This is a genomic window from Tardiphaga sp. 839_C3_N1_4 (assembly GCF_051811045.1).
In the GTDB taxonomy this organism is placed as follows: Bacteria; Pseudomonadota; Alphaproteobacteria; order Rhizobiales; family Xanthobacteraceae; genus Tardiphaga.
Genome location: NZ_JBPWQD010000001.1, coordinates 1638617 through 1664439, shown reverse-complemented (window position 1 = coordinate 1664439; position 25823 = coordinate 1638617). Strand labels below are relative to the sequence as shown.

The window sequence follows — 25823 nt, the reverse complement described above, 5'->3', positions numbered from 1 at the left end:
ATTTGGCTGAATACGCGCATGCCCCTCACTTACGTCATCCCCGATCTGCACGGCCGGCGCGATCTGCTTGATCGCGCGCTGGCTGAGATCGAGACGCATCGGGCTGGTGAAAACGCCACGCTGATCGTGCTCGGCGACTATGTCGACAAGGGCCCGGACTCGCGCCGCGTCATTGCGCGGCTGCGGGCAGGGGTGGCACCTGGCCTGCGGCTGGCGATGCTCAAGGGCAATCACGATGCGCTGATGGTCGCGGCGCTGCGCGGCGATGTGGCGATGGCGAACTGGATGACGAAAGGCGGCGATACCGCGCTGGCCTCCTATGGCGGCGACGTCGCCGATGTGCCGGTGCATGACATCGACTGGCTCGATGGCCGGCCGCTGTGGCACATGGATGCGCATCGCATTTATGTCCATGCCGGCGTCGATCCCGCGCTGCCGCTGGCGCAGCAGGACCCGGTATTGCTGATGACCAAGCGCTATGCGGATGATGACGCATCCGGCCATGATGCCGGCGAGGGCGCGCGCCATGTGGTGCATGGCCATGATCGCCATGCCGATGGGCCGCTGCTGAAACAGGGCCGCAGCAATCTTGACACCTATGCCTGGAAAACCGGCCGGCTGGTGATCGGCGTGTTCGATGACAACATGCCGGGCGGGCCGGTGGAGCTGATCGAGATCACTGCGCCGCCGGCGCCTTGAGGTGGATGTGACCTCTTGAACCAAAGACCGCGCCGCGACGCCTAACCCGGTAACGCAACTGAACCGGCACGCTGCCATGTCCTCGATCATCGAAACCGTCGTCGAATTTTTTGCCGAGCTCGTTTGGGGCTGGGTGACAGCGCGATGGCCGTGGGTCGGGGACGCCGTGGGAGCGACCTGCCTCGTGGCCGGCGCGGCCGTGGCACTGTCGTCATCCGGCGCTGAGCGCGTGCAGGCACTGGTGATTGGTGGTCTTGTCGGCATCGGTGCTGGTGGGTTGCTGCTGGTGTGGTTCTGGCGCCTGCGCCGCGCGGCGACGACGCGGACGGAGCGATCGCCATGACTGTGACACCGGCGATGCTCGGCGCCAGCCAGGCGCTGCGCGACATGTTGTGGCCGTTCGAATTCACGGTCACGGACAATCAATCCCACGGTCCGGTCTGGATCGATGTCACCGCGCTGCAGCCATTCGAGGTCGTCGGGCAGAACGGATCGGGCGGCGTCTTCGCGCTGGTCGGCGATATCAAGCATGTATTGCACCTGACGAGCGAAGGGCAGGCCGGCATCGTCGCGGCCAGCCTGCAGGAATTCCTCGAACTCGTTGTCGAACATCCCTGGTGGGAACAGATCGCATCGGCCTGCGACGGTGATGTGGCCGCGATGCGCGCAATGCTGGATGACGAGGGCGCTGACCTGGACGCGGACGCCATTGATAACGATCCGGCCATCGAAACCAATCGCCCGCTGCTGCAGCAACAGCTCGGCCTCGGGATTCCCGCCGATCCGTTCGGCCTGCTGCATCATGCGCTGGTGACGCTCGGCGCCGCTTACGATCTGCGCGATCTCGACGGCCAGCCGATGGAACCGCTGTTCGCGGCCTAGCAACACACGAAGGGACATGCCGATGCCGGACTGGGTATTGCCGCTGCTGCTGCTGATCGGAATCCTCGCCGTTCTATATCGCTCCTTCCTGCACACGCCGCGCGCGCCGCCCAGCGGCAGGAACCACGACGAAGGCGTGACCAATTTCTGGGACGTCCACCGCGATCGCTAGAGATGGCCGATGCGCGGCGCTGAGGGCGTCATGGCTCCCCGCAGAGCCGTCTAGTGCGTCGTTTGTGCCTTGACCCAGTCGGGATCGATGCGGGTCGCCTCGGCGATATCGTTGAGTGCGCCTTCGGCGTCGCCGGTCACGCGTTTCTGCACGCCGCGGTAATACAGCGCCTTGGCATTGTCGGGTGTGTGCGTCAGCACGGCATCGAAATCGGCGATGGCGCGCAGTGGCTCGTGCTTGTCGATCAGGGCCGCGCCGCGGTTGAACAGATAGAGTTCGGAGGCGGGATCGAGCCTGATGGCCATGCCGAAATCGGCGATGGCGCGGTCGAGATCGTTCCGCATGTAGTGGATGACGCCGCGGCTGTTATAGGCGCTGGGATAGTCCGGGCTGATCCGTATCGCTGTCTCGAAATCGGCGATGGCGCGGTCCCCGTCGCCCTTGTCGTCAAAGGTGCGGCCGCGCCAATAGACTGTCACGGCATTGGTGGGATCGAGACGGATCGCTTCGCTGTAATCGGCGATGGCCCGGTCGAGATCGTGCTTGTCCTTCCAGGCCCGGGCGCGGCTCTCATGGGCGGAGGCGTCGTCCGGCGCAAGGCGGATCGCGGCATCGAAATCGGCAATGGCCTGGTCGGGCTTGGCGGTGTCGAACCAGATGCTGCCGCGGTTCTTGTAGAAGTCTGCATCGTCGGGCCGCAGCCGAATGGCGGCGCTGAAATCGGCGATGGCCCGGTCATACACTTTCATGACCTGCCAGAGGTGGCCACGCATGGCGTAGCCCGATGCGTCGTCCGGCTCGAGCCGGATGGCGGTGTCGGCGTCGGCGATGGCTGCATCCGTTTCGCTATAGCTCTCATGCAAGAGCGAGCGGCTGCGATGCAGCGCCGCCAGATCGCCGCCGCGGTAATAGTCGAGCCCGATGGCGCGGTCGCAGGCGGCCATCGCCTTCGTGCCGCGGCCTTTCAGGCAAATGGCGTAATCGCCGCCCGGGCCGGCCAGTGTGGCGGCGGTGGCATAAGTCGGCGTCGCGGCGGCACTGGCGGCCAGCGCCATTGCCATCAGCGTGCGGCAAAACGGCAGGCGCAAGGATAGGCGCAAGGACAGGCCTGATCGTGCGTTCGGGTGCATGTGTCGTGCTCGGATTGCGAGGGAGCCGGGACGGCGTTGCTGCTTGGTCGGCGGCGTCAGCCGAAAGGTTCGACGGCGCGCGACCGCGGCAGCGGGTGCGCACGCAAGATGGAAGTACAATCGCCATGGATGACCTGATCCGCATTTTCACCGAGCGCGGCGACCTCGCGCATCTCGCTTTGTTTCTGTGGGCGAGCGTGGCCAGCGCCGCGGCCCTGTTCGCACTGCGCGAACTCGCCGGCGCCTCGCGCCGCTTCGACGAATTCGTGCGGCAGCTCGCGCGCTTCAACCGCCGTGCGCATCGCCGCCACCGCATGCGCGACGACACCGATGACATCTGAAAGGGATCATCCATGGACAGTCTGCACGACGTGATGCGTTCGATCCGCCCGGAGACCAAAGCGGGCAAGGATCATCTCAGCGTCTTCAGAGAATTTCTCGCCCATCTCGATCAGTTGCAGCGCAAGGCCCAGGCCGTGAAGTCGCGGGTGAAGCCGGCGGCGCGACGGAAGCCTGCGCGGCGCGCGAAAGTGTAGTTCGATTTCTTCTCCCTGCCTCAAGCACGCCGAAGCTGCGCCGGAGGGAGGGGACACTCCTGACATCGATTGTCGCTCTTCTTCCCCCGCATGTTGCGAGGCCGCCGATGCATGCCCCGTTGCCATCTCCCTGGCCATCACCCCAGCCATCCCCCGCGCGCCTCGCACTCACGCCGGATGGCGTGATCGAGGGCTATGCCTCGCTGTTCGGCGAGATCGACCAGGCGCGTGACATGGTGATGCCCGGCGCCTTCACGCAGACGCTGAAGCAGCGGGGCTTGCGAAAGATCCCGATGCTGTTCCAGCACGATCCCTCGGAGCCCGTCGGCGTCTGGCTCGAGATGAAGGAAGACCTGCGCGGATTATGGGCGCGGGGCCGGCTGATCCCCGATGTGACACGCGCCCGCGAATTGCTGGCGCTGCTGCAGGCCGGCGCGGTGGACGGATTGTCGATCGGCTATCGCACCCAGCGCGGCCAGATCGAGCCGAAGACGCGGGTGCGCAAACTCTATCAGGTCGATCTCTGGGAAGTGTCCATCGTCACATTCCCGCTGCTGAACGGCGCGCGGGTGAGTGCCGTGAAGGAGGCGCCGATGTCGCGGCTGCGCGCGCAGGCCGAGCGCGACTGGACAAATCTCGCAAGTCTAAATCTTACACGCATCACCGGCGCCACGGATGCACCGGCGCCGGTGGCACGGCGCGGGCGCAAAGCAGGCGGGCCTATTCAGACCTGTTCGCTGCGCTCTCGCGCCGATCGCAAGCAGGCCCTCGGCGCGGTGACCGCCTGTGTCGCATTTCGCCCGAAACCTGAAAACCGTGAGCGGACCTAGTGCAGTTCGTTGCGCGAAATCGGCAGGTGCAGTTCCGCCGCGCGCTCCGCACGCTCTTTCTTGCGGAATTCACTTTCGCGCCGCTCGAAGGCGAGCATCTGTTCGTTCGCCTGCTGCAGGAACTGTTCGTATTTCGTCATCGGTGGTTGAGCGTGTTGCATCACGTCAGCTCCGTGTTGGTCACCATACCGGGCGATAACACCATACCCCGCCCGCGGGTTCACTGTACCAGATCAAATTCGACGTCGCGCGCAGCAAGTCTCGCAGCCCTCGCGGCGCGCGTCAACGTGCTGGCGCGGCTCTCTTCGCGCGACCTCTGTTCCATCACCCCCCCCCCATTACCCCTCAATGGAGATCTGCCGATGAATTTCGATATCACTGATGCTGCCCCGGAACATAAAGCCGGCTTCTCGACCGGCGTGCGCGACGACTATGACGAGTTGCGTCAGACCTTCGAGGAATTCAAGGCCGCAAATGACGAGCGACTGGCTGTTATCGAGCACAAGCGCGGTGATGTGCTGCTGGAGGAAAAGGTCGATCGCATCAACCGGGCACTGGATGCGCAGCATCGGCGGCTCGATGATCTGGCGCTACGCCAGGCGCGGCCCTCGATCGATGGCATCCGGCGGCAGCCGCGCGATGGCGTCGCGCGCGAGCACAAGGGTGCCTTCGATGCCTATGTGCGTGTCGGCGATGTCGATGGTCTGCGCCAGATCGAGACCAAGGCGATGTCGGTCGGCAGCAATGCTGACGGTGGCTATCTTGTGCCGGTCGAGCTCGAACACGCAATCAATCAGCGTGTGATGGCGATCTCGCCGATCCGCAGCATTGCGTCGGTGCGCGAGATCTCGGGCAATGTCTACAAGAAGCCGTTCATGACCGCGGGACCGGCGACGGGCTGGGTCGGCGAAACCGACGCGCGGACGCAGACGACGTCGGCGACATTTGACGCGCTGTCATTTCCGGCGATGGAGCTTTACGCCATGCCGGCAGCGACCGCGACGCTACTGGATGATAGCGCGGTCGATCTCGACCAGTGGATCGCCTCCGAAGTCGAGCTGGTCTTCGCCATGCAGGAAGGCGCGGCCTTCGTGGCAGGCGATGGCGTCAACAAGCCGAAGGGATTTCTCAGCTACACCACGGTGGCCAATGCATCCTGGGCGTGGGGCAATCTCGGTTACATCGCCTCCGGCGCGGCGGGAGCGTTTGCGGCTTCCAACCCATCGGATGTGCTGATCGATCTGATCTACAGCCTGAAAGCGGGCTATCGTCAGAACGGCAGCTTCGTGATGAATCGCAAGACCCAGGCGACCATCCGCAAGTTCAAGGACTCCACCGGAGCCTATCTCTGGCAGCCACCGGCGCAGGCCGGAGGGCGCGCCACGCTGATGACGTTCCCGCTTGTGGAAGCGGAGGACATGCCGGACATCGCGGCGAATGCGCTGGCACTGGCTTTCGGCGATTTCCAGCGCGGCTATCTCGTCGTCGATCGCGTCGGCGTCCGCGTGCTGCGTGATCCCTACAGCGCCAAGCCCTATGTGCTGTTCTACACGACCAAGCGGGTGGGCGGCGGCGTGCAGGACTTCGATGCGATCAAACTGCTGAAGTTTGCGGTGAGCTGAGGGCGGGCGATCGGTGCGGGCGATGTGCCGTCGCCCGCCATTGCCTGGTTCAGCAATAGCGGTAGTTGCAGCCAAATTGCTGACGGCCAACAAGCAGCTCCGGCGGCACACCATAGTGGCTGTAGTAGTAGGAAACCTGCGGCGGGCCGAAATAGCGGTGAACCTGAATTGGAGCTCCGACCGGGGACGAATAAGTGGTGACCTTGTCGAATGGCGGGGATTCGACGGCAAGGAAACGCCCGCCGCCAACAAGCGGTGCCGGCTCCACCACCTGACCATGGCCATAGCGCGGAGTGCCCGAGAGATCGGCGGCTGCCGCCGGCAGCGTCACAGCAGCAGCGATGCAGGCGAAGACAAGCGGGCGCAGCACGACGGGCATTCCTTCTGATCAGCGCGTCACTGCGCGAGAGCGATGGCGACGGTTGTGCGATGGATGTTTGCCAGAAAGAGCTTGTGTGAGGCTGATCTGACAAGCGCGGCGTGTATCGCAGATATGCCGGATGTCGCCGTCGGCTCGCTCTCCATCGCCTTCGGCGATTTCCGGAGGGGATACCTGATCGTGGACCGCCAGGGCGTGGGGGTGCTGCGCGATCCCTGCAGCGCCAAGCCCTATGTGCTGTTCTACACGACCAAGCGGGTCGGGGGCTGGGTGCAGGACTTCGATGCGATCAAGCTGCTGAAAATAGCGGCGAGCTGAGGGGCGGGCCTCTCACTCCATCCCACGCTTTTGTCCAAGCCGGCCCGCGGGCCGGCTTTTTGTTTTATCTCACCAATAGCCGGGATGACTCGCATGGTCATGCGCGAGAACGTCTATCTGCGGCATCAGCTGCAGCGCTTCATGCGGGCCGATGCGGCGCGCTACTTGAATCCGCACGCTGCGCGATTTCTGAAGCCGGGAAGCGAGAAGGCCGATGTCTATCCAGCGCTGGCGCGAAAGTATGAAGGTCAGCCGCGAATTCCGGAGGGCGAGGAAGGCGGGGGGCAATTCACGTTCGGGACGAGTGGCTCGGAAAGACCTCGCGTCTATATCACTCGCAGGGAAGGCGTTGGAGACGCAGGACTAGGCGATGGAGAGGGCGACTCGGGTTCGGGCTTCGGGAATGATCTCGACAGTTTTCTGTTGGCTGCAGCGGGTCCTCCAGGGATCGGACATAATCAGGGTCCTCCGCTTGGCGATCCGCCGGAAATTCCAGAAACGAAGCCTTCACGATCGCCTTCAACTTTCCTGCGGTCCGCCGCGAGTTGGATTGGCCGGGCGCTGGGTTTGGGTTTGGCAGTCGATGCATATTTCGGTGCGTTGAATGAGGTAGAGTGGATCAAGGAGAAAGCAGCCGAGATTGAGACTTATCGCGATCCGGCGCGAACGATGCAGGAGCTGCAGGATGCGGTTGATGAGCCCCGGCCGGGCACGGAGATTCATCATATTGCAGAGCGAACAGCGGCCGAGCGCTGGGGATTCCCGCGAAGTGAAATCGAGTCACGCGAAAATCTCGTAAGAATTCGACGCTGAAGCACTATGATATCACAGGCTGGTATGGGCGGCAGAATGACAAATTTGGTGGCCTGTCACCGCGGGAGTATCTGGCAGATAAGGGTCTAGAGGAACGCATGCGTGTCGGGCGCGAAGCTCTGATCCTGTATGAGGTGCTGAAACCATGACCACAAAAGATCTAAAAAGCGTGCCAACAGAACAGCTCGCCGATGATTTCTTGGCCCTCGCGATAGCCAAAGGTGAGGCGATCATGGGTGATCAAACCGCTCAAGCGAACCGGCTTTACTGGAGGATTGATGCGGTGAGGAAAGAGCTGAAAGCGCGAGAGGGCGACCAGCGACGGTTCCTGGCGAGGTTCTACAGTCATCGCGATCCTCAGGTACGTATGGAAGCTGCAATGGCGACGCTCGCGATTTTTCCAGAACAGGCGCGTGAGGTCCTTCAATCGATCCGGGACCGGAAGGAATTCCCGCATGCCGGCGAGGCCGGATTGACGCTGCTCTATCTGGATCGTGGCGAATTCAAACCGGTATAACACTGACACTCCGCCAATCTGCGGAACCATTCCCCCGCTGCCGTCGTTACCTCCATTCACGCAGGCTTGGGAGAACGACAATGAGACTGACCGAACGCGTCGCGTGTGCGGCGGTAATCGCCGTGATGGGGTCCTTTGCGGGATCGGCAGCTCAAGCTGCTGACCAGACCTTCACGGGGGTCGTCACCATCCTCGATCGCACTACCAGCGAAGTGGTGATCAAGCAGGCGCCGGCTGGCGAGACCGTCGGCGCGAATACGCCGGGCGCGGTGGAGAAATTCAGGCTGCGCACGGTTCCGGAGTCGCTGCATGCCGGCGAGCGCGTCACGGTGATCTATACCGAGAGCAATGGCGTCAAGACGATCAGCAATGTGACCGAGAAGAAGGACTAGGCGAGACGGGCGCATGGGCTGCTGCCGCAGGCGATACTGCTGCATGGGACCATGCGCCCGGAATTCCTGGTGCGGACAGGTTCAATCCTTCAGCACGAACTTCTTGCGGAGTTCCACGGCCACTTCGTCGGCGAGCTGCTGGGCATAGGTGGCGTGTTTCGGCGCGGTGATCACCATCGGCCGCCAGCCGAGCAGGGCATCCCTGCGGACCGATACATAGACGCCGCCGACAACGATGCGCTGGGCGATCATTTCCTCAAGTTCGGCTTCGGTCTTTTCTTCTTTTCCCATAACCGGCTTCCCGTGATGCTCTGAAGCACCCCTCTAGCTAGGGAGGCGTTTCGGAAATGCAGTTCACAAGAATGAGAGACGCCAATATCACAATGTCGCAGGCAATGCTGTGGCATGACAACGCTGTCGCATGAAAACGCTGTCGCATGAAAACGCTGTCGCAGTCTGAGACGTCCGCGGCCGGCGTGCTTGTTCCGCGCGGCGCTCAGCAATAGCCGTAATAGCCGCAGCCATAGGGCGCGCGGCTGAAGATCGTTTCGGACGGTGTGCCGTAATAGTTGCGGTAATAATAGGAATTCGGCTTGCCGTAATAGCCATGCACGATGGAGGAGATATCCACCTCCGGCGCATATTGCACGATCGGCTCTTCCATCGGCTTTTCGTCCTTGACCACCACCACGCGGCGGCTCTTCACCACCGGCTCGTCGAACAGGCGGCCGATGCGGCCCTGGCCGGCCATGTCAGCGGCCTGCGCGCCCGCGATCAGGGCAGCGGTTGAAATGGCCACGGAAACGGCGGGGATGAGCAGGCGCAGCATGTCGGAGACTCCCATGATTCGCGGATCATAGCGGAGAACCTTTCACGGAACTTAACGACACTTGCCTTGCGCGGCGCTTGCTTGCGCAGCGTTGCCTGAATGGCGCCTGCGATCAGAGCGGCGTGCCCCAGGCGCGTGCCGTCTGCAGGATCCAGTCGCGATACAGCGTCAGCGGCGTCACGCCGGTGAGGCCGCCGCAGCCGGCGCTGCTCTTGGCGCCGGTAGACCACGACACCACGCCGATCACGATGTTGCGGCCATTTTGCTGTTGCAGCACGGGCCCGCCGCTGTCGCCGGTGCAGGCGCCGAGGCCGTCGCGCGTATTGTCGGTCGCGGGATCGACCAGTCTTATCTGCAATTTGCCGGGATGACTGGTGGAGGTGAGCTGCGCCGCGCGCACGGTGCCGCCGCTCTTGCCGTCGCCGCGCGCGGCAACGCCGATGCCGGCCACGAGATAATTCTGCCCGGCGGCGAAGGGCTCGGTGGGCACGCCGAGCGGCAGCGCGGTCTTGCCGGGCAAGGGATCTGCAAGCTGCAGCAGCGCCACATCGGCGCTGGCGCGATGCGCCTTGATGCCTTCCGCATTGAACTGGGGATGATCGGCGACGCGTTTCACCGCGAGCAGTTGCGGCTGCCGCTGGGCGTCATAGAGCACGATCTTGTAACTGGCGCCGGGCGTCACGCAATGCGCTGCCGACAGCACCAGGGTCGGCGCGATCAGCGCGCCCGAACAGAAATTGCCGCGCGAACCGACAATGGTGATCACCGCGCGGCCGATCTCGTCATCGCGCACGCTCGCGCCGCCGACGAGGGCGGAGGCCGGGACGGATAGTGACGCGATTGCAAGGCTAACGATGGCGCTGCGGGCAATGGCGAGAGAGCGCCGCGTCGCGCGTAGGCGCGGCGGCATGCGGGAACCTGTCTGAATCATGGCGGGGATGTCAGCCCCGCGGACCCGCGATGTCAATTCCCTGATTGGTCACACGAGCCACCCGGAGATCCCCCATGTCCGCCATTCTGCTGGTGCCGCCGGCAAGCGAACCGCTGTCGCTCGCCGAGGCCAGACAATTTCTGCGTGTCGAACATGCCGACGATGACCCAGTCATCACCGCGCTGATCGCCGCCGCCCGCGCGCATGTGGAAGCGCTGACACGCCGTGCGCTGCTGACACAGACCTGGCGGTTCGTGCTGGATGCATGGCCCGGGGATGGACGCATCATGCTTCGTATCGGGCCGCTCAAGACGCTGCTCGCGGCGCGCATGTTCGATGCGGCGGGCATGGCCCATGCGCTGGAGGTCGAGAGTTTCGTCGTCGATAGCGCTGCCAATGTCATCGCCGCGCCGTGCTGGGCACTGCCCGCACCGGGGCGCCATGTCGCCGGCATCGAGCTCGATGTGATCTGCGGTTTCGGCGCGCTGGCGAGCGATGTGCCGGCGGACCTTATTCACGCGCTGAAGATGCTGCTGGCGCATTGGTACGACAATCGCGGTCTCGCGGCGATCGGCGGCGGCACTGCGATGCAGCCTGCAGGTCTGCACGCGCTGATCGCGCCGTATCGGGGGCTGTCGCTATGATCGATCCCGGACGGTTGAAGACGCGGCTGGTGATCGAGGCGCCCGATGAGGCCGATGACGGACAGGGCGGCGTTGCGCGCAGCTACAGCGCCGTCGCCACCGTCTGGGCCGCGGTGCTGCCGGCGCGCATGACGCGCGAGGTCGAGGCCGACGCCGATGGCGCACTGGTGCATCTGCGCATCGTTCTGCGCAGCGGCTTTGCGCTGACCCTGCGGCATCGCTTCATCGACGGCGCGAAAATCTATCGCATCACCGCGCTGCACGAGATCGACGACCGCAGGTTCGTCGAAATCGACGCCGAATGGCGCATCGACTGACGTTTTTCTTGACGCGTTTTCTTCACGCGAACCGGCATCCACTTCGCTCGAAAACGCTTTGCTGTCACGGAGCCTATCATGCCCGCAGCTCACGTCGCCTTGCGCGCGGCGATCTTTGATGCGCTCAAGGCTGACACGGCGCTGGGTTTCGCGCTCGGCGGTCACCGGGTCTATGACGAGCCGCCTGCGAATGTGGCGTTTCCCTATGTCACGCTCGGCGATGCGCGCATCGTCGATGTCTCCGCCGATGACGGCCAAGTGCAGGAGCATCAGCTCACGCTGCATGCCTGGTCGCGGCAGGGCGGCCACAAGGAGGCGCATGTGATCACCGGCGCGCTGCTGCAGGCGCTGGACGACGCGCCGCTGACGCCGAGCGGGCATCGCCTCGTCAATCTGCGCTTTGCCATCGCCGATATCCGGCGCGAGGCCGATGGCCGGACCTATCACGCCGTGGTGCGGTTTCGCGCGATCACGGAACCGCAGTGATCTTTGCTTGACGCGTTTTCTTGACGCGAACCGGCATCCACTTCGCTTGAAAACGCTATTGTATAAAGGGAGCACGCGATGGGCGCGCAGAAGGGCAAGGATCTGCTGATCAAGATCCATAGTGGCACGGCATTCGTCACGGTGGCGGGGCTACGCAGCCGGCGCATCGCCTTCAATGCGGAGATCGTCGACATCACCCATGCGGAATCCGTCGATCGCTGGCGCGAGCTCTTGGCTGGCGCCGGCGTGCGCCGCGCGTCGATCTCCGGCCGCGGCCTGTTCAAGGACGGCGCCTCCGATGCACTGGTACGGCAGGCGTTCTTCGACGGCACGATCAATAACTGTCAGGTGCTGGTGCCCGATTTCGGCACCATCACCGGCCTGTTCCAGATCGCGAGTCTCGAATTCGCAGGCGAGCACAACGGCGAAGTCAGCTTCGATCTCGCGCTGGAATCGGCGGGGCCGCTGACCTTTGCGGCGGTGTGAGGAGATCACCATGCCCAACAGATTGCGCGGCGAGATTGCCGCCGAACTCGGCGGCCGCAGCCGCAACCTGGTGCTGACGCTCGGCGCGCTGGCGGAGCTGGAAAGCGCCTTCGGCGCCGATGATCTCGCGGCACTCGCCGAACGTTTCGGCTCCGGGCGGATGTCGGCGCGCGATCTCATCCGCATCATCGGCGCCGGGTTGCGCGGGGCAGGCGAGGCCACCAGTGACGACGAGGTTGCGGCCATGACGGTGCCTGGCGGCGCCGCAGGCTTTGTCGGCATCGCCGCCGAACTGATCGCTGCCACGTTCACCGACGCGCCGCAGGCCGCGCGATGACACAGCCTGCGCCATTTCCATGGGCCGAGGCGATGCAGTTCGGCTTCGGCGTGCTGCGGCTGTCGCCGGATGCGTTCTGGCGGATGACGCCGCGCGAATTGGCGTATGCCATCGCGGCGGTGCGTGGGCCGGTGTCCACGCCGATGGATCGCGGTGCGCTCAATGACCTGATGACACAGTTTCCGGATTCCGGAGAGACCTTGCATGAGCGACACCAGTGACCTCAGTGCGGCGTCCGGCACGCTCGACAGCATGACGGTGAAAACCGCCGGCCTGACATCCGCTGCGACGACGTTCTCGAAAGTGATGACCCAGGCCTTTTCGAGTTCGGTCGCATCGGGCCAGAAGTTCGACGACGTGCTGAAGTCGCTGGCGCTGAAAATGTCGGACCTGACGATGAAATCCGCGCTGCAGGCCGGCGCGGGCGCGATGTCATCGAGCATTTCCTCGCTGGTCTCGAGCCTGTTCGGCGGCGCGGGCAAGGCTGGTGTCAGCAGTCCGGTGAAGGCGTTCGCGTCGGGCGGCGTGATCGGCACGCCCAGCTATTTCCCGATGCCCGGCGGCGGCACGGGTCTGGCCGGTGAATCCGGGCCGGAAGCGATCATGCCGCTGCAACGTGCCGCGGATGGCAGCCTCGGCGTCGCCACGCAGGGCGGCGGCAACACGATCAACGTGCAGATCGCGACGCCGGATCTCGACGGCTTCCGTCGTTCGGAGAACTACGTGACCGGCCAGATCGCGCGGGCGGTGGCGCGCGGACAGCGCAGTCTGTGATGGATCACTTGCATGACAGCCTTTCACGACATCCTGTTTCCGCTCGATATCGCGCTGAAAAGCGCGGGCGGACCGGAGCGACGCACGGAGATCGTGTCGTTCGGCTCCGGGCGCGAGGAGCGCAACGCGCGCTGGGCGCATTCGCGCCGTCGCTACGATGCGGGCTACGGCATCAGGACGCTGGCGGCGCTGCAGAGCGTTGTGGCGTTCTTCGAGGAACGGCGCGGGCGGCTGCACGGCTTTCGCTGGCGCGACCGGCTCGACCAGACGTCGAACATATCGGGCGGCGCGATCTCGCCTGAGGATCAGGGCATCGGGATCGGCGACGGCGCGACCGCGTCGTTTCAGTTGATGAAGACCTATGGCAGCAGTTTTGCGCCCTATCAGCGGCCGATTACCAAGCCCGTCGATGGCAGCGTACGGATTGCCGTTGCCGGCGACGAGATCGCGAGCAGCGCCTTCACCTGCGATGCGACGAGCGGGCTCGTGACATTCGCCAGCGGCCACATTCCCACGACAGGTGCCGCGATCACCGCCGGCTTCCAGTTCGATGTGCCCGTGCGGTTCGACACGGATTATCTCGAAGTCGATCTGTCGGCCTTTGCCGCCGGTGCAATCCCGAAAATTCCGCTGGTGGAGATCCGGCTATGAGAGCGATCCCCGCAGCCTTACAGGCCAGGCTCGATTCCGGCGTCACCACACTGGCGCAGGTGTGGAAGCTGACGCGGCGCGATGGCGTCATTGCGGGGTTCACCGATCACGACTGCGATCTCGTCATCGATGGCGTCACCTATCGCGCCGGCACCGGGCTCGCGGCTTCGGAAGCGACCAGCCGCTTCGATCTGTCGGTGGATGGCGGCGATATCGCCGGTGCGCTGGACGACGACATCCTCACCGACGCGGATCTCGCGGCGGGGCGCTACGACGCCGCGCAGGTGGAGACCTGGCTGGTGGACTGGAGCGACACCTCGCTGCGCGTGCTCACGGCGCGCGGCACGCTCGGCGAAGTGAAACGTGAGGGGACCGCATTCATTGCCGAATTGCGCGGGCTCGCGGCACTGCTGTCGCAGGAGAGCGGGCGGCTTTATACGGCGCGATGTGGCGCCGATCTCGGCGACGGCAAATGCCGCATCAATCTCGCAGGCTGGCAAGGGGCTGGCGCGGTCGAGGCGCTCGAGGGCACATCGATGTTCTCCGTCAGTGGCCTCGGTGCCTTCGCGGACGATCTGTTCACTGCCGGGCGTCTGACATGGACGAGCGGCGCCAATGCCGGACTCGCCATGGAGGTGAAGCAGCATCGCGTGAGTGCGGGCCATGTGCGGCTGTCGCTGTGGCAGGCCATGGCGGAGCCGATCGCGGCCGGCGATGCATTCACCGTCACGGCCGGCTGCGACAAGACGCTGGCGACTTGCCGCGATCGCTTCGGCAATGTCGATAATTTCCGCGGCTTCCCCGATATCCCCGGCAACGACTTCGTCATGAGCTATCCGACGCCGGGGACGGGCGGGGGATGAGTGGGTTCGAGCGTGTACTCATAAATTGAGGCTCGCAAGCAAGCTCAACCCGTTTCCGCTATTCGGCACATTGCAGATTCAAGCTCTACATCGCCTCAGGTCCCTTTTGTGCCAACAGGCGACATTAATCCGCGCGGCCCACCTATCCTGGTCGCCCAAGGCTTCCACGCACTCGGAGGGCGCCGCCGAGCCACCTGCCAAAGGCGGCGATCGCGAGAACAGGCACCAGCAACGGCGGCACGATGAAGATCGCGATATAGGCTTGGCCGGCATCGCGGACACCACTGGCGATTGCGGCGCCCCAGATGCCATGCACCATGGCGACCATCGCCAACGCCATCGTGGCGACGACACCGCCGAAGCTGCCGGTTGCAGCCGCGGCCCCGAGCGACCACGCGAGCATGAAGAGATAGAGCGCGATCCCGACCTGGTCTGAGCCATGCGTCACGAAGAGCAGAACAAATGCCGTCGCTGCGAAGGCGATGCCGACGGCGTGCACGATTGCCGTGCGCTGCGTGCCGAGGCGTCGCGCCTCCGCTCCGATCAGGCGCACATAGCCGCTGCCGGCCAACGCCACTAACCCGCTGGCGACGCCGTCGATTCCTATTCCGTAGAGCGCGCCCGACAAAGGGCCGTTCAATGACAAACGAGAGAAGTACAAGGCTCCCAGGGCGCCGAAGCCGAGGGCGGACAGGCCTGCCGCGATCAAGTGGGAACGGGTCAGCATGAACAGGCCGGCGCCGGCAAGCAGCGGCAATAGCGGCTCGACGACAACGAGGTAGAGCAAATCGAGAAGGGGCATTGACGATTCCAATCCGCCAAGGTGACGTCCGAACCGTGCCACGGCCGAAAGCGATGGCAATGAAAACCGGCCAAACTGCTGTGCATTAGTGGCCCGGTCCTGCGGTTTGGTTCATGCGGGCGAGTATCGGGGGTGGCAAGCATGTCGGCCCGGGTGCATTCGCGTCGCTTTTGACATGTCGGCAGCATGTCCGCTATCCGACCCATCTCGGACCTGCCGTTCGGTGTTGCGAACACTCAGATAGACATGATTCAAGCTTCCGAACCGGGGCCTCGAATCATGAGATATGAACTCACGGACTTTGAGTGGACTGCCATCAGGCCGTTCCTTCCGAACAAGCCGCGGGGTGTGCCGAGGGTCGACGACCGGAGGGTCCTCAACGGCATCTTCTGGATATTGCGGTCGGGAGCTCCATGGCGCGATCTGCAGAGACCTTTGGGCCTTACACGACCTGCTACAACCGGTTTGTTCGTTGGCGGATGGCTGGAATCTGGGACTCGATCATGGAGGCCCTCGCGGAAACCCATGATGGCTCTGTCCAGATGATCGACACCTCCATTGTCCGCGTATATCAGCACGGCGGCTGCGCGGGAGGGGCCGAAACAAGGCTGATCGGCAGGTCAAGAGGTGGGCTGACGACCAAAATACACGCTTGCGTCGATAGCAACGGAATGCCGGTTCGCCTTGAACTGACGACCGGTGAGGCCCACGACAACCGGCTCGTCACCGAGCTGCTGTCTGATCTAAAATCAGGCGCGATGTTGTTGGCTGATCGAGGGTACGATGCAGACTGGATTAGGGCATTCGCCGGTAACCGAGGTGCGTGGGCTAACATTCGTTCGAAGCGAAATCGCAGAGACCCAATCTGCTTTAGCCCATATCTGTATCAGGCACGCAATTTGGTGGAACGTTTCTTCAATAGGATAAAGCAATGCCGGCGCGTCGCCACCCGATATGACAAACTCGCCGCAAATTACCTCGCCTTCATAAAGCTCGCAGCCATTCGAATTTGGCTGCGCGCTTATGAGTCCACGCCCTAGCGAGTGGCCGATATGCGCGAGCTCACCGCGAATGTCGCCCGCAATTATTCCGGAGAAAGTTTCGGTTTCGATCAGGAGGGCGTTTCGGGCAGGGCCTGGCGCCGTACATTGTTGCTCACTTGCCGCCAGTGACATCGAGGAACGTGCCGGTCACGAAGGAAGCCTCGGCGCTTGCCAGCCACAGGATCGCCCGCGCAACCTCTTCAGGCTGACCGCCTCTACCCATCGGGATCGAGTCCTTGACGCGATCGACTCGTCCCGGCTCTCCGCCGCTGGCATGCATGTCAGTGTAGATGTGCCCCGGGCGAATGCAGTTGACGCGTATCCCATCCCGCGCGACTTCCTTGGCGAAGCCGGTCGTGAATGTCTCGACGGCGCCCTTCGATGCAGCGTAGTCGACATATTCGCCGGGGCTGCCGAGCCGGGCCGAAGCCGACGAGATGTTGATCACGGAACCGCCCCGCCCGTTGTGGCGATACGACATCCGCTTTGCGGCTTGCTGTGCACAAAGGATAGGGCCGATGGAGTTGACCGCGAAGATGCGCTGCATCCGCTCGAATCCAAGATCCTCCAGCCGGGACTGCCGCGCAAGCATCGCGGCGTTGTTCACCAGCACGTCGATCCGGCCGAACTTTCGGTCGATCGCCGCGAATAATTGAGCGACCTGCTCTGGATCTGCACTATCTGCGCGGACCGTCAAAGCCCGGCGCCCTGCAGCTTCGACATCAGCCGCCACCGCAAGGGCGGCAGTTTCGTTGGAGACGAAGCTGATCGCCACATCGTAACCTTGCGTGGCAGCAAGCCGCGCAGTCGCGGCGCCTACGCCACGACTTCCACCCGTTATCAGAATGAGCGGCGCCTGTGAGACGGTATCCATTTTGCGAACCTTGATGTGGTGGTGAAATCATAATCTAGAGCCTGGTTCTGATTGAATCAGAACCAGGCTCTAGCTTTTTGTTTTGACGCGTTTTCTTGACGCGAACCGGTCTCCACTTCGCTCGAAAACGCTATAGGCCGTCCGGATGAGTGCGATGCCAGACCGATTTCGACGTCATCGCTCAGATGCCTTGAGAGTGGGATCATGAACGGGCAGATCGCCAGCGCCGTCATCGCGGTCGCGGCCGTTGCCATTGCGGGTCCGAACGCGTCGCCCAGAAAACCATAGAGAACCGGGGCACCGGCGCCCGCGCCGATGGTGCCGGTATAAAACAGGGCGAAGGCACGCGCAGTGCGATGGGGCGGGGTCAGTTCAGGAACCGTTCCATACAGCACCGATGACGTGCCGTTGAGCATCACCCCCAGCGCCGGCAGAACGACGATAACCGGGATGAGTGGCAGCACCAAAACACTGAGGATCAGAAGCGCAGTGGCCGCTTCGGTGAAGAGAACGGTGCGCCGGGTGCCGATCCTGTCGCCAAGCCAGCCGCAAGCGAACTTGCCGGCGGCTCCGCCGATGAAGAGAAGTGCCAGAGCGAAACCGCTGGTGGGAAGCGAAGCTCCTTTTTCAATCAGGAGAAATGGCAGAAAGGTGAGGAAGCCCATTCTGACGGCGCTATCGAGCATTCCGATCGCCAGGAGCCAATAGAATCCGCCGCGACCTCGACCGGTCTTGCTGGATCGTTCCTTCGCATCTGCTGCATGCCCCATGCCCACGGCCGGCATCCACACGGCCATGGCGACAGACACGGCGATGCCGGCGGCAGCGAGCGCAAACACGGCATGGCGCCAGGCGATGGTGACAAGCAGCAGAGACATCAGCGCCGGGATGGCCGCCTTTCCGAGATCGCCTGTGAAATTGTAGATGCCGAGCGGCCTGCGCGCAGCGCGCCCATAAGCCCGTGAAACGGCGGCGGACGCCAGAGGGTGTTGGGTGCTCGAGCCTGCGCCTGCCAATGCGAGCGCAAAGCTCAGTCCGACGATGCCACCGGAGATGCCCGCGAGAGCGTAGCCCAACGCCGATAGCGCCGTGCCGCAGCAGAGAATGAATTTGGCATCGATCCGCTCCGCCAGATGCCCCGCCGGAATCTGCAGACATGCCATGGTGCCGGAATAAAGACCGCGAAAGATCGCAAGGACGCTATAGCTCAGCGCAAATTCGGTCTGCCAGATCGGCAGCAATACATAGATCGCGTCCGTGAAGCCGTCGTGCAAAGCGTGGTTGAGCCCGGTCAGCGCAAGCGTTCGTGCGGCGCGGGTCCGGTTCGCAGGAGCCGTAGTGGTGGATGCCGTGGTCTCATTGTGGGTCATGTGCTGTTTCTTGGGTCTTCCGGCGCACGCTCCGCAGTCGCAGAAAATCTGAAGATTGGTGCGCCAGAGCTGGTGTCCGGCGTGCAAGGCGCTGCTAAAGTCACTCTGAACTAGACTTCAGGCTGTCACAAATCAGTAATACTCAGGTCATGGGTTAGAAATTCTCAAGTATGTCCACCTTTGTCCCGCGCCGTAGTCTGCCGCCGCTGAATGCGGTCCGCGCCTTCGAAGCCGCCGCCCGCCTCGGCAGTCTGAAGGAGGCGGCCGTTGAGCTCAGCGTGACCCACGGCGCCGTCAGTCAGCAGATCCGGCTATTGGAAGACTGGCTGGGTGCTCCGGCGCTGTTTCGGCGTTCGGTCCGCCGGGTCGTGCTGACGCCTGCCGGCGCAGCATTGCTCACCGAATTCGGACCGGCGCTCGATCGTATTTCGGCTGCCGTGCAGCAGCATCGAACCAGACGGCATGACGCGCCATCCATCGTGCTGCATGTGAACGCTCTCGCAACTTTCAGTCTGCGATGGCTGTTGCGACGGATGGGCGCTTTTCGTGCGGAGCATCCCGACATCGAGGTACGCTTGAGCACGTCGAACGAGACGATCGACGCCCTGGCAGAGCCGTTCGATGTCGTGATCAGAGGTGGCCCGGACACTTTCCCCGGTTACACCTCGCGTTTCCTGTTCGGGGAGCGGCGGCTGCCGGTGTGTAGTCCGGCCATCCTGGATCGGGCGCCGCTGACCGATATCCGCGATCTGTCGCGTCACACGCTGCTTCACGTCTCCTCGATGGCGCGGCTATGGCGCGACTGGCTGGCTGAGGCCGGAGAGCCCGCCCTTCGCCCGGAGGCATCCCTGACCTTCGATCATTTCTATCTGACCATACAGGCAGCGATCGACGGACTCGGCGTGGCGATGGGTCCGACCGCATTGGTCGCCGATGATCTCGCGGCCGGGCGATTGATGACGCCGTTTCCGGACATCAGTCTCTCGGCGCGAAGCTACTTCGCCTATCTGCCGGAAGCGCGACGGACCGATCCACACATCGCCGTGTTCTGCGACTGGCTCGAGCAACAAGGCCGCGATCTCGTCCGGAGCTAGTGTCGATAACACCGTCGCTTCCATGAACCGCTGGGGCAAGGCGCGAGCGGTGATGCCGACTCGTCGGTCGCTCTCCGGCCCCGAACAGCTTCTTGGTGTATCGGCAATGTCGATAATGTCCGCGGCTTCTCCGATATTCCCGGCGACGATTTCGTCATGAGTTACCCGACGCCAGGGACGGGTGGGGATGAGCACGATCAATCCGTCCCCTGCAGGGTGACGGATGGCGTGTGGGTCGCATGTGATGCGACGGCATCGATTCGTTGCAGGGCGATGGTGTGAACGATCACGAAGCACGCGATCGCGGCGGCGTAGAGCAGACGTTCGAGTAATGCCATTGATGGTCCATCCGGATGAGTGATGCGCTTGTCGTGGCTCATCATCGATGGAGCAGTGATATCAAGCGTCCTACGAACGGCTGATGCGACTTCACATTCGTCTGTTGCGTGTGTGGCGACGTTCCAACACGAGAGACATCGAACCAGCGCACGCACTGATAGATTGAGCTTGCGATGTGCCAACCGCATCCGATCTCGAAAGGCTTTGTTAAGCGTCTTTCGTTGCGCAAACGGCACAGGCCGCATGTTTGTTCAGCGTGAACACGCTTCGATTATTGTCCGATTGTTGCGGCTCATCTAGCTTCGGAAGTGTCCATCGCGGACTGCACGACAACAAACATCCGCATCCTCGAACGGTGTGGATTCGATCGAAGTGGAATAACGCGTGCGCGAATGCATCGGATTTGCGACGATCGGGCGACAGTCGGACGACGGGTGCCACAAGAGTCCGAATCGCACCCGGCTATCTCCATCCGCCAATGCCCGAACGCAAATGCTTCGCTTGCTCCTGGCGGGCGTGTCAGCGACGGCGCTGACGGCTCTCTCCGCAGGATCGGCCGCGGCTCAAACCTGGACCGGAACAACGAGCAATGACTGGACCGTCGGGACCAACTGGTCGGGCGGAACAACCCCAATCGCCGGCAGCTCAGTCAACATTAACACGACGTCGCCAAACCCGACCATCCTCGGCGTGGGCGGTCCCGCTGTTGGCACGACCGGTCAAATATTCGTCGGCAATACGACTGGATCGTTTGGCAATCTGACGATTCAGAACGGCAGCACGCTGACAAGCAACGGCGCGAGCCTTGTGATTGGAGTCGCGGGCGGAAGCAACGGCACCGTGACGGTCACGGGAGCCGGATCGCAGTGGATTACATCCGGCAGCCAGATCAACCTCGGCGCCAGTGGCAATGGTACCCTTAACATTCAGAACGGCGCTGCAGTTGTGGCCCAATCAGGGGTCACTTTGGGGACCTTCGCCGGCGGCACGGGTACGCTCAACATCAATGGTGGCAGCACGCTCGAGACCAATAACCTGTCGCGCGCCGGTGTTGGAACCGGCCAGGTCAATTTCGATAACGCCATTCTGCGAGCCAGGATAAACAACAACTTCTTCATCAGCGGATTTTTGCCAGGCAACCTCAATATCGCTGCGGGCGGCCTGACCGTTGACACCCAGGCTTTCACTGTGGGCGCGGGCGCCGGGTTTTCCGGTGTCGGCGGATTGACCAAGATCGGTGCCGGCACATTAAATCTCCGGGTATCCAGCGATTATACGGGCCCGACGGTGATCCAGGCCGGCACTCTTGCGCTTACCGGTACTGGCTCGATTAGCGCATCAAGCCGCGTGGTCGCAGATGCAACCTTCAATGTCTCGGGTATTACTGCGGCGGGCACTAGCATCCAGAGTCTCGCAGGAAGCGGTGCCGTCGCGCTCGGCGCAAAGAACCTGACCATCACCAATGCGAACGATCAGTTCTCCGGCATCATCTCCGGCACTGGCGGACTGACGCTTAGCAGCGGCATGCAGACCCTTTCAGGCGTGAACACCTATACCGGTGGCACGACGGTGAGCGGCGGCACGCTCGCGGTCAACGGCAGCGTCTGCGGCGCCATGAACGTGCTGGCCGGCGGCACGCTGCAAGGCACCGGCACGGTCTGCGACACATCGAACGCAGGCATCGTCGCGCCCGGCAATTCCATCGGAACGCTCACCGTCGCCGGCAACTACACCGGCAATGGCGGAACGTTGCAGATCGAGACGGCGCTCGGTGGCGATGCGTCGCCGACCGATCGGCTTGTCGTCACGGGCAACACCGCAGGCAGCACCAATGTGCGGGTGATCAATCTCGGCGGCACCGGCGCGCAAACCGTCGAAGGCATCAAGATCATCGATGTCGGCGGCGCGTCGAACGGCGCGTTCTCGCTGCTCGGCGATTACGTCATTCAGGGCCAGCAGGCGGTGGTCGGCGGCGCATATGCCTACACGTTGCAGAAGAACGGCGTCAGCACGCCAACCGATGGCGACTGGTATCTGCGCTCCAGTCTGATCAATCCTCCGCCGGCTGCTCCGGCTGGTCCCCTCTATCAGCCCGGCGTTCCGCTTTACGAAAATTATGCGCAGGTGCTGCTCGGCATGAACGAGCTGCCGACCATGCAGCAGCGCGTCGGCAATCGCTATTGGGGCGGCAGCGATGCCATGGCGCGCGCCGGAGTCGCACCGGCGGCAGGTGAGCCGTCGCCGACGCCCACGGCGTTCTGGGGCCGCATCGAAGGCGGCCAATCCGATTTGCAGCCGTCCACCACCACAGGCTCCACCTACAAAGCCGACCAGTTGAAAGTGCAGGCGGGCCTCGACGGTCTCCTGATGGAGAACGAGCGCGGAAGGCTGATCGTCGGTCTCGCCGGGCAATATGGCCTGACAACCGCCAATATCGCATCGGCCTTCGGCAATGGCCGGATTCGCGTCGAAGGAGCGGGCGTCGGCGGCACGCTGACATGGTTCGGCGACAACGGCTTCTATGTCGACGGCCAGGCGCAATCGATGTTTTATCGCAGCGATCTGTCCTCGGTGCTGGCCGGCAGCATGACCCACGGCAATGAAGGGGTGGGCTATGCCTTCAGCGCTGAAACCGGCAAGCGGTTCTTTGTCGGCAACGGCTGGTCGCTGACGCCGCAGGCGCAGCTATCCTATTCGAAGGCCGAGTTCGATCGCTTCACCGATCGGTTCGGTGCACCCGTGTCCCTGCGCGACGGCGACAGCCTGCTCGGCCGCGCCGGACTTGCGCTCAACCACCAGAAGACCTGGAACGACGGCGCGGGCATCGTGCGCTCGGATATCTACGGCATCGGCAATCTGCGCTACGAGTTCCTCGACGGCACCCGTGTCGATGTCGCCGGCACCGGCTTCGCCAGCGCGCAAGATCGGCTGTGGGGCAGCATCGGCGGCGGCGGCACCTATAGCTGGGCCAACGGCCGCTACGCAGTGTTCGGTGAGGTCTCCTATAGCGCGAGCCTTGAGGATGCGGCGGCGAACCACAGCTACAAGGGCACTGGCGGCTTCCGCATCGTCTGGTGAGCGAACGCGCTGGTCGCGCAACTCAGTCAGGATCTTGTGTTTGTTCTGCGCCGCAACGTCACCAGCCCTTCAGGTAAGGCCTTAAGCCGTTTTGCACGATCGGCGTATCGCGACCCGATACGGCGAACTCGCGGCAAATTATCTGGCGCTCATCCGATCACGCGCGTCGCATAGCCGGCGAACAGCTTGACCAGATCCGCCTGCCGCCGGGTTCCGGTTTTGTAGAACAGGCGGCTGAGATGCGTCTTGATCGTCGTTTCGGCGACGCCGAGCGCTGCAGCGACCTCCGGCACGCCGCCGACCTGGACGATCGCCAGCAGGACACGAAGCTCTGACGGTGTGAGCTGGAATGTTTTGCCGATGAGTTCGGGCGGCGAAGTGGCGTCGATATCCGCCTTGCGCACGAACAAAGCCGCCGTGGCCGAATAGACCAGTCCGGCCTGTCGCCGTGCGCCCGATGTCAGCGGCAGGAGATGGGCGACGTATCGTTCGCCAGTGCTGCCGACGAGCGGCATGGCGATTCCACGCGTGCCGAGCGCGCTGTCGCCTTCACCGGCGACGGCGAGGGCGTCCCGCAAGGCGCGATCGGCCTGGCTGTCGCGAGCGCTGAGGCGGCCGGAGGAGGCGCGCAGGACGTCCGCAGTATCGAGCATGGCATGGCCGGCAAAGTTGGCATGAACGATGCGCGCGGCGGAATCGACGAGGAACAGGCCGACGCTCATCCCGTCGAGCGTATCCGCCAGCGTCGCGGCCTCGGCGGCTTTCAGATCGAACATCCGTCCGATCATCACGGCGCGGCGGATATGCGGCGCGATCAGTCGCATACGGTGACGCGCGCGCTCGTCGGCGACGCCGTCACGCTCATGCCGGAACACGCCGAACATGGCAACATTGGTGATGGACTTGTCGAGCACCGAATTGATGCAATCCGCCAGTCCCTGCGGTTGCACCCATTCCTTGTAGAAGCGGGTTTCTCTGAACTCCGCGTAAGGCAGGATGTCCTCGATCCCGATCGGCTCATCGATCTCCGCGAAGAACTGCACGGTCGTGGTGGGATCGAGCGTAACATATTTGTCGAAATAGGAGCTTTGATAGTCCGCGGAAATGCCGACCACGTGGAGAATATGCCCCGACGGCATGGCGGCGTTCTTGGTGTAGAGGCTGGCGCCGACGCCGCCGACGAATTGCATCGCGCGCTCGATCGCATTCGTCCAGGACGACGAGTCGAGGACGGTGTCGTAGATACAGCCGATCAGGTCGCTGAGCTGTTCTGCGCCTTCTGCGAGATCAGGCGATGCGAGCCGGGCGGCCATCGGCCAGAGCGGAGTCACTGACGTCATTTGCAGCTATCTCTCGGGAAGGTGAGCCAGCACCTTTGCATGCGTGCCTATGCCGGCACACCGACGATGCGTGATTGGAAAGCTACGTGGTTCCGGCGGCGATGTCGTTGCTGAACGCGCAGAAGCTGTGTTTCAGCGTGCGAAATATTTTCCGGATGATGCGCGGAATAAATCGAAAATCGGGGACGTGCGCCGATCGGTCCTTGATAGCAAAATGACGGCGCTTGCGGCGCCGTCATTCGAACCAAATTCAACCGATGCGGAACACTCAATCCTTGTGCAGGAACGCGTAGTCTGCCGAATAGGGCACGCTGAGAAACTGGCCGGCATCGTCGCAGGGGCCGGCGGCAACGCCGCCTTTGGTGTTGATGCGCTGGATCACGTCGACCGTTGCGAGCTTGCCGTCGCCATGCCGGTCAGTCACCGTCAATTTGAGCCACGGAATGTCGCTCGCGGTTTTACCTGGTGCGCGGCCAACCGCTTTGCCGCCCAGCGTGCTGCCATCGGTGAGTTGCCAATGCGGGCCCGCATAGTGGCGGCCGACGGTCAGTCCATTGGACAGCAGCGTGGCGATCGGCTCGCGGAACGTCCAGGAGAGCTTGCCGTCGGAGGCGGCCATGCACTCATACACCTGCGCGCCCTCCGCGTGATAGATCGCGACGATCGTGGCATCCGGCTCGGCAATCTCGGACGGCACCTGAGCCGCGGCCGGATGCGTCAACGCGGCGAGGGCGGCGATGAGCGCCGCCCCGAACAGTCTGCACTTCACTTTGCAATTCATGTGATCGTTCATGGGACCTCGCGCGTGATGTCTATTCGGCGACGGCCTCGCCGGAGCCGCCGAGCTCCGCCGGAAAGTCCTTCAACTTCGGCAGGCCGTCCTTCATCGGCAGTACGGTCTCGGCATAATTGACGTGGACACCGGGTTCGAAACGGAGTGTCGGGATGGTCGCCGCAAAGACATCGACCAGGCCGAACGTCGGATGATTGGTCAGCAGGTGCCCGCCACATTTGCTGCAATACTGGCGCTGGCTGAGCGGTGTCTTCTGGAAGCTTGCAACATGCTTGGCGCCCGCGGTGATCCGCACGGCGTTCGGCTTCCACAGGCTGAAGGCATTGACCGGCCCGCCGGACCACGAACGGCATGAACTGCAGTGGCAATAGCCCATCGCTTCCGGGGCACCATCCACTTCCAGTTCGACTGCGCCGCAGAAGCACTTTCCAACATGTGTCATTGCTCTCGTTTCCTCTTGCTTGTGCATCGTGCCTCGCCGC

At 63.3% G+C, this 25823-nt stretch carries 36 protein-coding genes and 1 pseudogene; 24 read left to right on the top strand and 13 right to left on the bottom strand.

Annotated features, from left to right (window positions below; all coding sequences use genetic code 11):
- The first annotated feature begins 18 nt into the window (after positions 1-18).
- The 4 genes from AB8A38_RS08320 to AB8A38_RS08305 all read left to right on the top strand — a co-directional run bounded on the left by AB8A38_RS08320 (position 19) and on the right by AB8A38_RS08305 (position 1753).
- Positions 19-699, top strand: coding sequence for a metallophosphoesterase (locus AB8A38_RS08320; RefSeq protein ID WP_439085660.1), 681 nt, complete (start codon positions 19-21; stop codon positions 697-699).
- Positions 700-775: 76 nt separating this feature from the next.
- Positions 776-1042: a hypothetical protein gene (locus AB8A38_RS08315; protein ID WP_439085659.1), complete on the top strand. Its 267-nt coding sequence runs from the start codon at positions 776-778 to the stop codon at positions 1040-1042.
- Complete coding sequence (locus AB8A38_RS08310) at positions 1039-1581, top strand: hypothetical protein (protein WP_439085658.1); 543 nt, start codon at positions 1039-1041, stop codon at positions 1579-1581. Before AB8A38_RS08315 ends, AB8A38_RS08310 begins: the two co-directional genes overlap by 4 nt.
- 22 nt (positions 1582-1603) lie before the next feature.
- On the top strand, positions 1604-1753 hold the full coding sequence (locus AB8A38_RS08305) for a hypothetical protein (RefSeq protein WP_439085657.1): 150 nt from the start codon (positions 1604-1606) through the stop codon (positions 1751-1753).
- Positions 1754-1803: 50 nt separating this feature from the next.
- Here AB8A38_RS08305 and AB8A38_RS08300 read toward each other — a convergent pair whose 3' ends face one another.
- Positions 1804-2883, bottom strand: a complete 1080-nt coding sequence (locus AB8A38_RS08300; protein ID WP_439085656.1) for a tetratricopeptide repeat protein — start codon at positions 2881-2883, stop codon at positions 1804-1806.
- A gap of 125 nt (positions 2884-3008) precedes the next feature.
- Between AB8A38_RS08300 and AB8A38_RS08295 the strand changes: the two genes are divergently transcribed.
- The 3 genes from AB8A38_RS08295 (at position 3009) to AB8A38_RS08285 (ending at position 4249) form a co-directional block, all read left to right on the top strand.
- Entirely contained in the window at positions 3009-3224 is a 216-nt protein-coding gene (locus tag AB8A38_RS08295; protein WP_089267037.1) for a hypothetical protein, read from the top strand.
- Between the two features lie 12 nt (positions 3225-3236).
- Complete coding sequence (locus AB8A38_RS08290; protein WP_439085655.1) at positions 3237-3419, top strand: hypothetical protein; 183 nt, start codon at positions 3237-3239, stop codon at positions 3417-3419.
- A gap of 107 nt (positions 3420-3526) precedes the next feature.
- Positions 3527-4249 (top strand): HK97 family phage prohead protease, encoded by a 723-nt coding sequence (locus tag AB8A38_RS08285; protein ID WP_439085654.1) that lies wholly within the window; start codon positions 3527-3529, stop codon positions 4247-4249.
- On the opposite strand, the gene AB8A38_RS08280 is transcribed toward AB8A38_RS08285, so the two are convergent.
- Positions 4246-4410 (bottom strand): hypothetical protein, encoded by a 165-nt coding sequence (locus AB8A38_RS08280; RefSeq protein WP_439085653.1) that lies wholly within the window; start codon positions 4408-4410, stop codon positions 4246-4248. The two genes, AB8A38_RS08285 and AB8A38_RS08280, sit on opposite strands and share 4 nt — an antisense overlap.
- A 201-nt stretch (positions 4411-4611) precedes the next feature.
- Here AB8A38_RS08280 and AB8A38_RS08275 point away from each other — a divergent pair, with 201 nt between their 5' ends.
- Positions 4612-5871, top strand: coding sequence for a phage major capsid protein (locus AB8A38_RS08275; RefSeq protein ID WP_439085652.1), 1260 nt, complete (start codon positions 4612-4614; stop codon positions 5869-5871).
- A gap of 49 nt (positions 5872-5920) precedes the next feature.
- Here the strand turns inward: AB8A38_RS08275 and AB8A38_RS08270 are convergent, their stop codons facing one another.
- Entirely contained in the window at positions 5921-6241 is a 321-nt protein-coding gene (locus AB8A38_RS08270; protein WP_439085651.1) for a hypothetical protein, read from the bottom strand.
- 120 nt (positions 6242-6361) lie between these two features.
- On the opposite strand from AB8A38_RS08270, the pseudogene AB8A38_RS08265 reads away from it, so the two are divergent.
- From AB8A38_RS08265 to AB8A38_RS08250, 4 genes and pseudogenes are all read left to right on the top strand, one after another.
- Positions 6362-6568 (top strand): annotated as a pseudogene (locus AB8A38_RS08265) (phage major capsid protein); the annotation flags it as partial.
- A 93-nt stretch (positions 6569-6661) separates the two neighbouring features.
- Positions 6662-7381, top strand: coding sequence for a hypothetical protein (locus AB8A38_RS08260; RefSeq protein WP_439085650.1), 720 nt, complete (start codon positions 6662-6664; stop codon positions 7379-7381).
- A 145-nt stretch (positions 7382-7526) separates the two neighbouring features.
- Positions 7527-7898: a DUF2019 domain-containing protein gene (locus AB8A38_RS08255; protein WP_120290844.1), complete on the top strand. Its 372-nt coding sequence runs from the start codon at positions 7527-7529 to the stop codon at positions 7896-7898.
- 80 nt (positions 7899-7978) lie between these two features.
- Complete coding sequence (locus tag AB8A38_RS08250; protein ID WP_439085649.1) at positions 7979-8290, top strand: hypothetical protein; 312 nt, start codon at positions 7979-7981, stop codon at positions 8288-8290.
- Between the two features lie 81 nt (positions 8291-8371).
- Here AB8A38_RS08250 and AB8A38_RS08245 read toward each other — a convergent pair whose 3' ends face one another.
- The 3 genes from AB8A38_RS08245 to AB8A38_RS08235 all read right to left on the bottom strand — a co-directional run bounded on the left by AB8A38_RS08245 (position 8372) and on the right by AB8A38_RS08235 (position 10029).
- On the bottom strand, positions 8372-8581 hold the full coding sequence (locus tag AB8A38_RS08245; RefSeq protein ID WP_089267048.1) for a hypothetical protein: 210 nt from the start codon (positions 8579-8581) through the stop codon (positions 8372-8374).
- A 205-nt stretch (positions 8582-8786) separates the two neighbouring features.
- On the bottom strand, positions 8787-9119 hold the full coding sequence (locus tag AB8A38_RS08240) for a hypothetical protein (protein WP_439085648.1): 333 nt from the start codon (positions 9117-9119) through the stop codon (positions 8787-8789).
- A 112-nt stretch (positions 9120-9231) separates the two neighbouring features.
- Positions 9232-10029 (bottom strand): S1 family peptidase, encoded by a 798-nt coding sequence (locus AB8A38_RS08235; protein WP_439088477.1) that lies wholly within the window; start codon positions 10027-10029, stop codon positions 9232-9234.
- 95 nt (positions 10030-10124) lie between these two features.
- On the opposite strand from AB8A38_RS08235, the gene AB8A38_RS08230 reads away from it, so the two are divergent.
- The 9 genes from AB8A38_RS08230 to AB8A38_RS08190 all read left to right on the top strand — a co-directional run bounded on the left by AB8A38_RS08230 (position 10125) and on the right by AB8A38_RS08190 (position 14608).
- Positions 10125-10694, top strand: coding sequence for a head-tail connector protein (locus tag AB8A38_RS08230; RefSeq protein ID WP_439085647.1), 570 nt, complete (start codon positions 10125-10127; stop codon positions 10692-10694).
- On the top strand, positions 10691-11011 hold the full coding sequence (locus AB8A38_RS08225) for a head-tail adaptor protein (protein WP_439085646.1): 321 nt from the start codon (positions 10691-10693) through the stop codon (positions 11009-11011). The genes AB8A38_RS08230 and AB8A38_RS08225 overlap by 4 nt, the downstream gene beginning before the upstream one ends.
- A 78-nt stretch (positions 11012-11089) precedes the next feature.
- Entirely contained in the window at positions 11090-11497 is a 408-nt protein-coding gene (locus tag AB8A38_RS08220) for a DUF3168 domain-containing protein (RefSeq protein WP_439085645.1), read from the top strand.
- 78 nt (positions 11498-11575) lie between these two features.
- Positions 11576-11983, top strand: a complete 408-nt coding sequence (locus tag AB8A38_RS08215) for a phage major tail protein, TP901-1 family (RefSeq protein WP_439085644.1) — start codon at positions 11576-11578, stop codon at positions 11981-11983.
- Positions 11984-11993: 10 nt separating this feature from the next.
- Positions 11994-12320: a gene transfer agent family protein gene (locus tag AB8A38_RS08210; protein WP_439085643.1), complete on the top strand. Its 327-nt coding sequence runs from the start codon at positions 11994-11996 to the stop codon at positions 12318-12320.
- Positions 12317-12541, top strand: a complete 225-nt coding sequence (locus AB8A38_RS08205; protein ID WP_439085642.1) for a rcc01693 family protein — start codon at positions 12317-12319, stop codon at positions 12539-12541. The genes AB8A38_RS08210 and AB8A38_RS08205 overlap by 4 nt, the downstream gene beginning before the upstream one ends.
- Positions 12525-13094, top strand: a complete 570-nt coding sequence (locus tag AB8A38_RS08200) for a phage tail tape measure protein (RefSeq protein ID WP_439085641.1) — start codon at positions 12525-12527, stop codon at positions 13092-13094. The genes AB8A38_RS08205 and AB8A38_RS08200 overlap by 17 nt, the downstream gene beginning before the upstream one ends.
- Before the next feature lie 12 nt (positions 13095-13106).
- Positions 13107-13745: a phage distal tail protein, Rcc01695 family gene (locus tag AB8A38_RS08195; RefSeq protein WP_439085640.1), complete on the top strand. Its 639-nt coding sequence runs from the start codon at positions 13107-13109 to the stop codon at positions 13743-13745.
- Complete coding sequence (locus AB8A38_RS08190; protein ID WP_439085639.1) at positions 13742-14608, top strand: DUF2163 domain-containing protein; 867 nt, start codon at positions 13742-13744, stop codon at positions 14606-14608. Before AB8A38_RS08195 ends, AB8A38_RS08190 begins: the two co-directional genes overlap by 4 nt.
- 142 nt (positions 14609-14750) lie before the next feature.
- Here the strand turns inward: AB8A38_RS08190 and AB8A38_RS08185 are convergent, their stop codons facing one another.
- Positions 14751-15410: a hypothetical protein gene (locus AB8A38_RS08185; RefSeq protein ID WP_439085638.1), complete on the bottom strand. Its 660-nt coding sequence runs from the start codon at positions 15408-15410 to the stop codon at positions 14751-14753.
- A 279-nt stretch (positions 15411-15689) separates the two neighbouring features.
- Here AB8A38_RS08185 and AB8A38_RS08180 point away from each other — a divergent pair.
- Positions 15690-16450 (top strand): IS5 family transposase gene (locus AB8A38_RS08180; RefSeq protein ID WP_439085637.1). Its coding sequence is split into 2 segments (ribosomal slippage): positions 15690-15837 and positions 15837-16450, totalling 762 coding nucleotides; the frame shifts between segments, so codons are not numbered across the junction.
- A gap of 115 nt (positions 16451-16565) precedes the next feature.
- Here AB8A38_RS08180 and AB8A38_RS08175 read toward each other — a convergent pair.
- On the bottom strand, positions 16566-17327 hold the full coding sequence (locus tag AB8A38_RS08175; protein ID WP_439085636.1) for an SDR family oxidoreductase: 762 nt from the start codon (positions 17325-17327) through the stop codon (positions 16566-16568).
- Positions 17328-17383: 56 nt separating this feature from the next.
- Positions 17384-18697: an MFS transporter gene (locus tag AB8A38_RS08170; protein WP_439085635.1), complete on the bottom strand. Its 1314-nt coding sequence runs from the start codon at positions 18695-18697 to the stop codon at positions 17384-17386.
- Between the two features lie 170 nt (positions 18698-18867).
- Between AB8A38_RS08170 and AB8A38_RS08165 the strand changes: the two genes are divergently transcribed.
- On the top strand, positions 18868-19791 hold the full coding sequence (locus AB8A38_RS08165; protein WP_439085634.1) for a LysR substrate-binding domain-containing protein: 924 nt from the start codon (positions 18868-18870) through the stop codon (positions 19789-19791).
- A gap of 197 nt (positions 19792-19988) precedes the next feature.
- Here the strand turns inward: AB8A38_RS08165 and AB8A38_RS08160 are convergent, their stop codons facing one another.
- A complete protein-coding gene (locus AB8A38_RS08160) occupies positions 19989-20129 on the bottom strand; it encodes a hypothetical protein (protein ID WP_158550502.1) in 141 nt (46 codons plus the stop codon).
- A gap of 493 nt (positions 20130-20622) precedes the next feature.
- Here AB8A38_RS08160 and AB8A38_RS08155 point away from each other — a divergent pair, with 493 nt between their 5' ends.
- Positions 20623-23208 (top strand): autotransporter family protein, encoded by a 2586-nt coding sequence (locus AB8A38_RS08155; protein ID WP_439085633.1) that lies wholly within the window; start codon positions 20623-20625, stop codon positions 23206-23208.
- 149 nt (positions 23209-23357) lie between these two features.
- Here AB8A38_RS08155 and AB8A38_RS08150 read toward each other — a convergent pair whose 3' ends face one another.
- The 3 genes from AB8A38_RS08150 to AB8A38_RS08140 form a co-directional block, all read right to left on the bottom strand.
- The gene (locus tag AB8A38_RS08150) at positions 23358-24548 is read right to left on the bottom strand and encodes a helix-turn-helix transcriptional regulator (protein WP_439085632.1); all 1191 of its coding nucleotides are present in this window, start codon (positions 24546-24548) and stop codon (positions 23358-23360) included.
- Positions 24549-24816: 268 nt separating this feature from the next.
- On the bottom strand, positions 24817-25341 hold the full coding sequence (locus AB8A38_RS08145; protein WP_439085631.1) for a DUF3455 domain-containing protein: 525 nt from the start codon (positions 25339-25341) through the stop codon (positions 24817-24819).
- A 19-nt stretch (positions 25342-25360) separates the two neighbouring features.
- On the bottom strand, positions 25361-25783 hold the full coding sequence (locus AB8A38_RS08140) for a GFA family protein (protein ID WP_439083619.1): 423 nt from the start codon (positions 25781-25783) through the stop codon (positions 25361-25363).
- Positions 25784-25823: the final 40 nt, after the last annotated feature.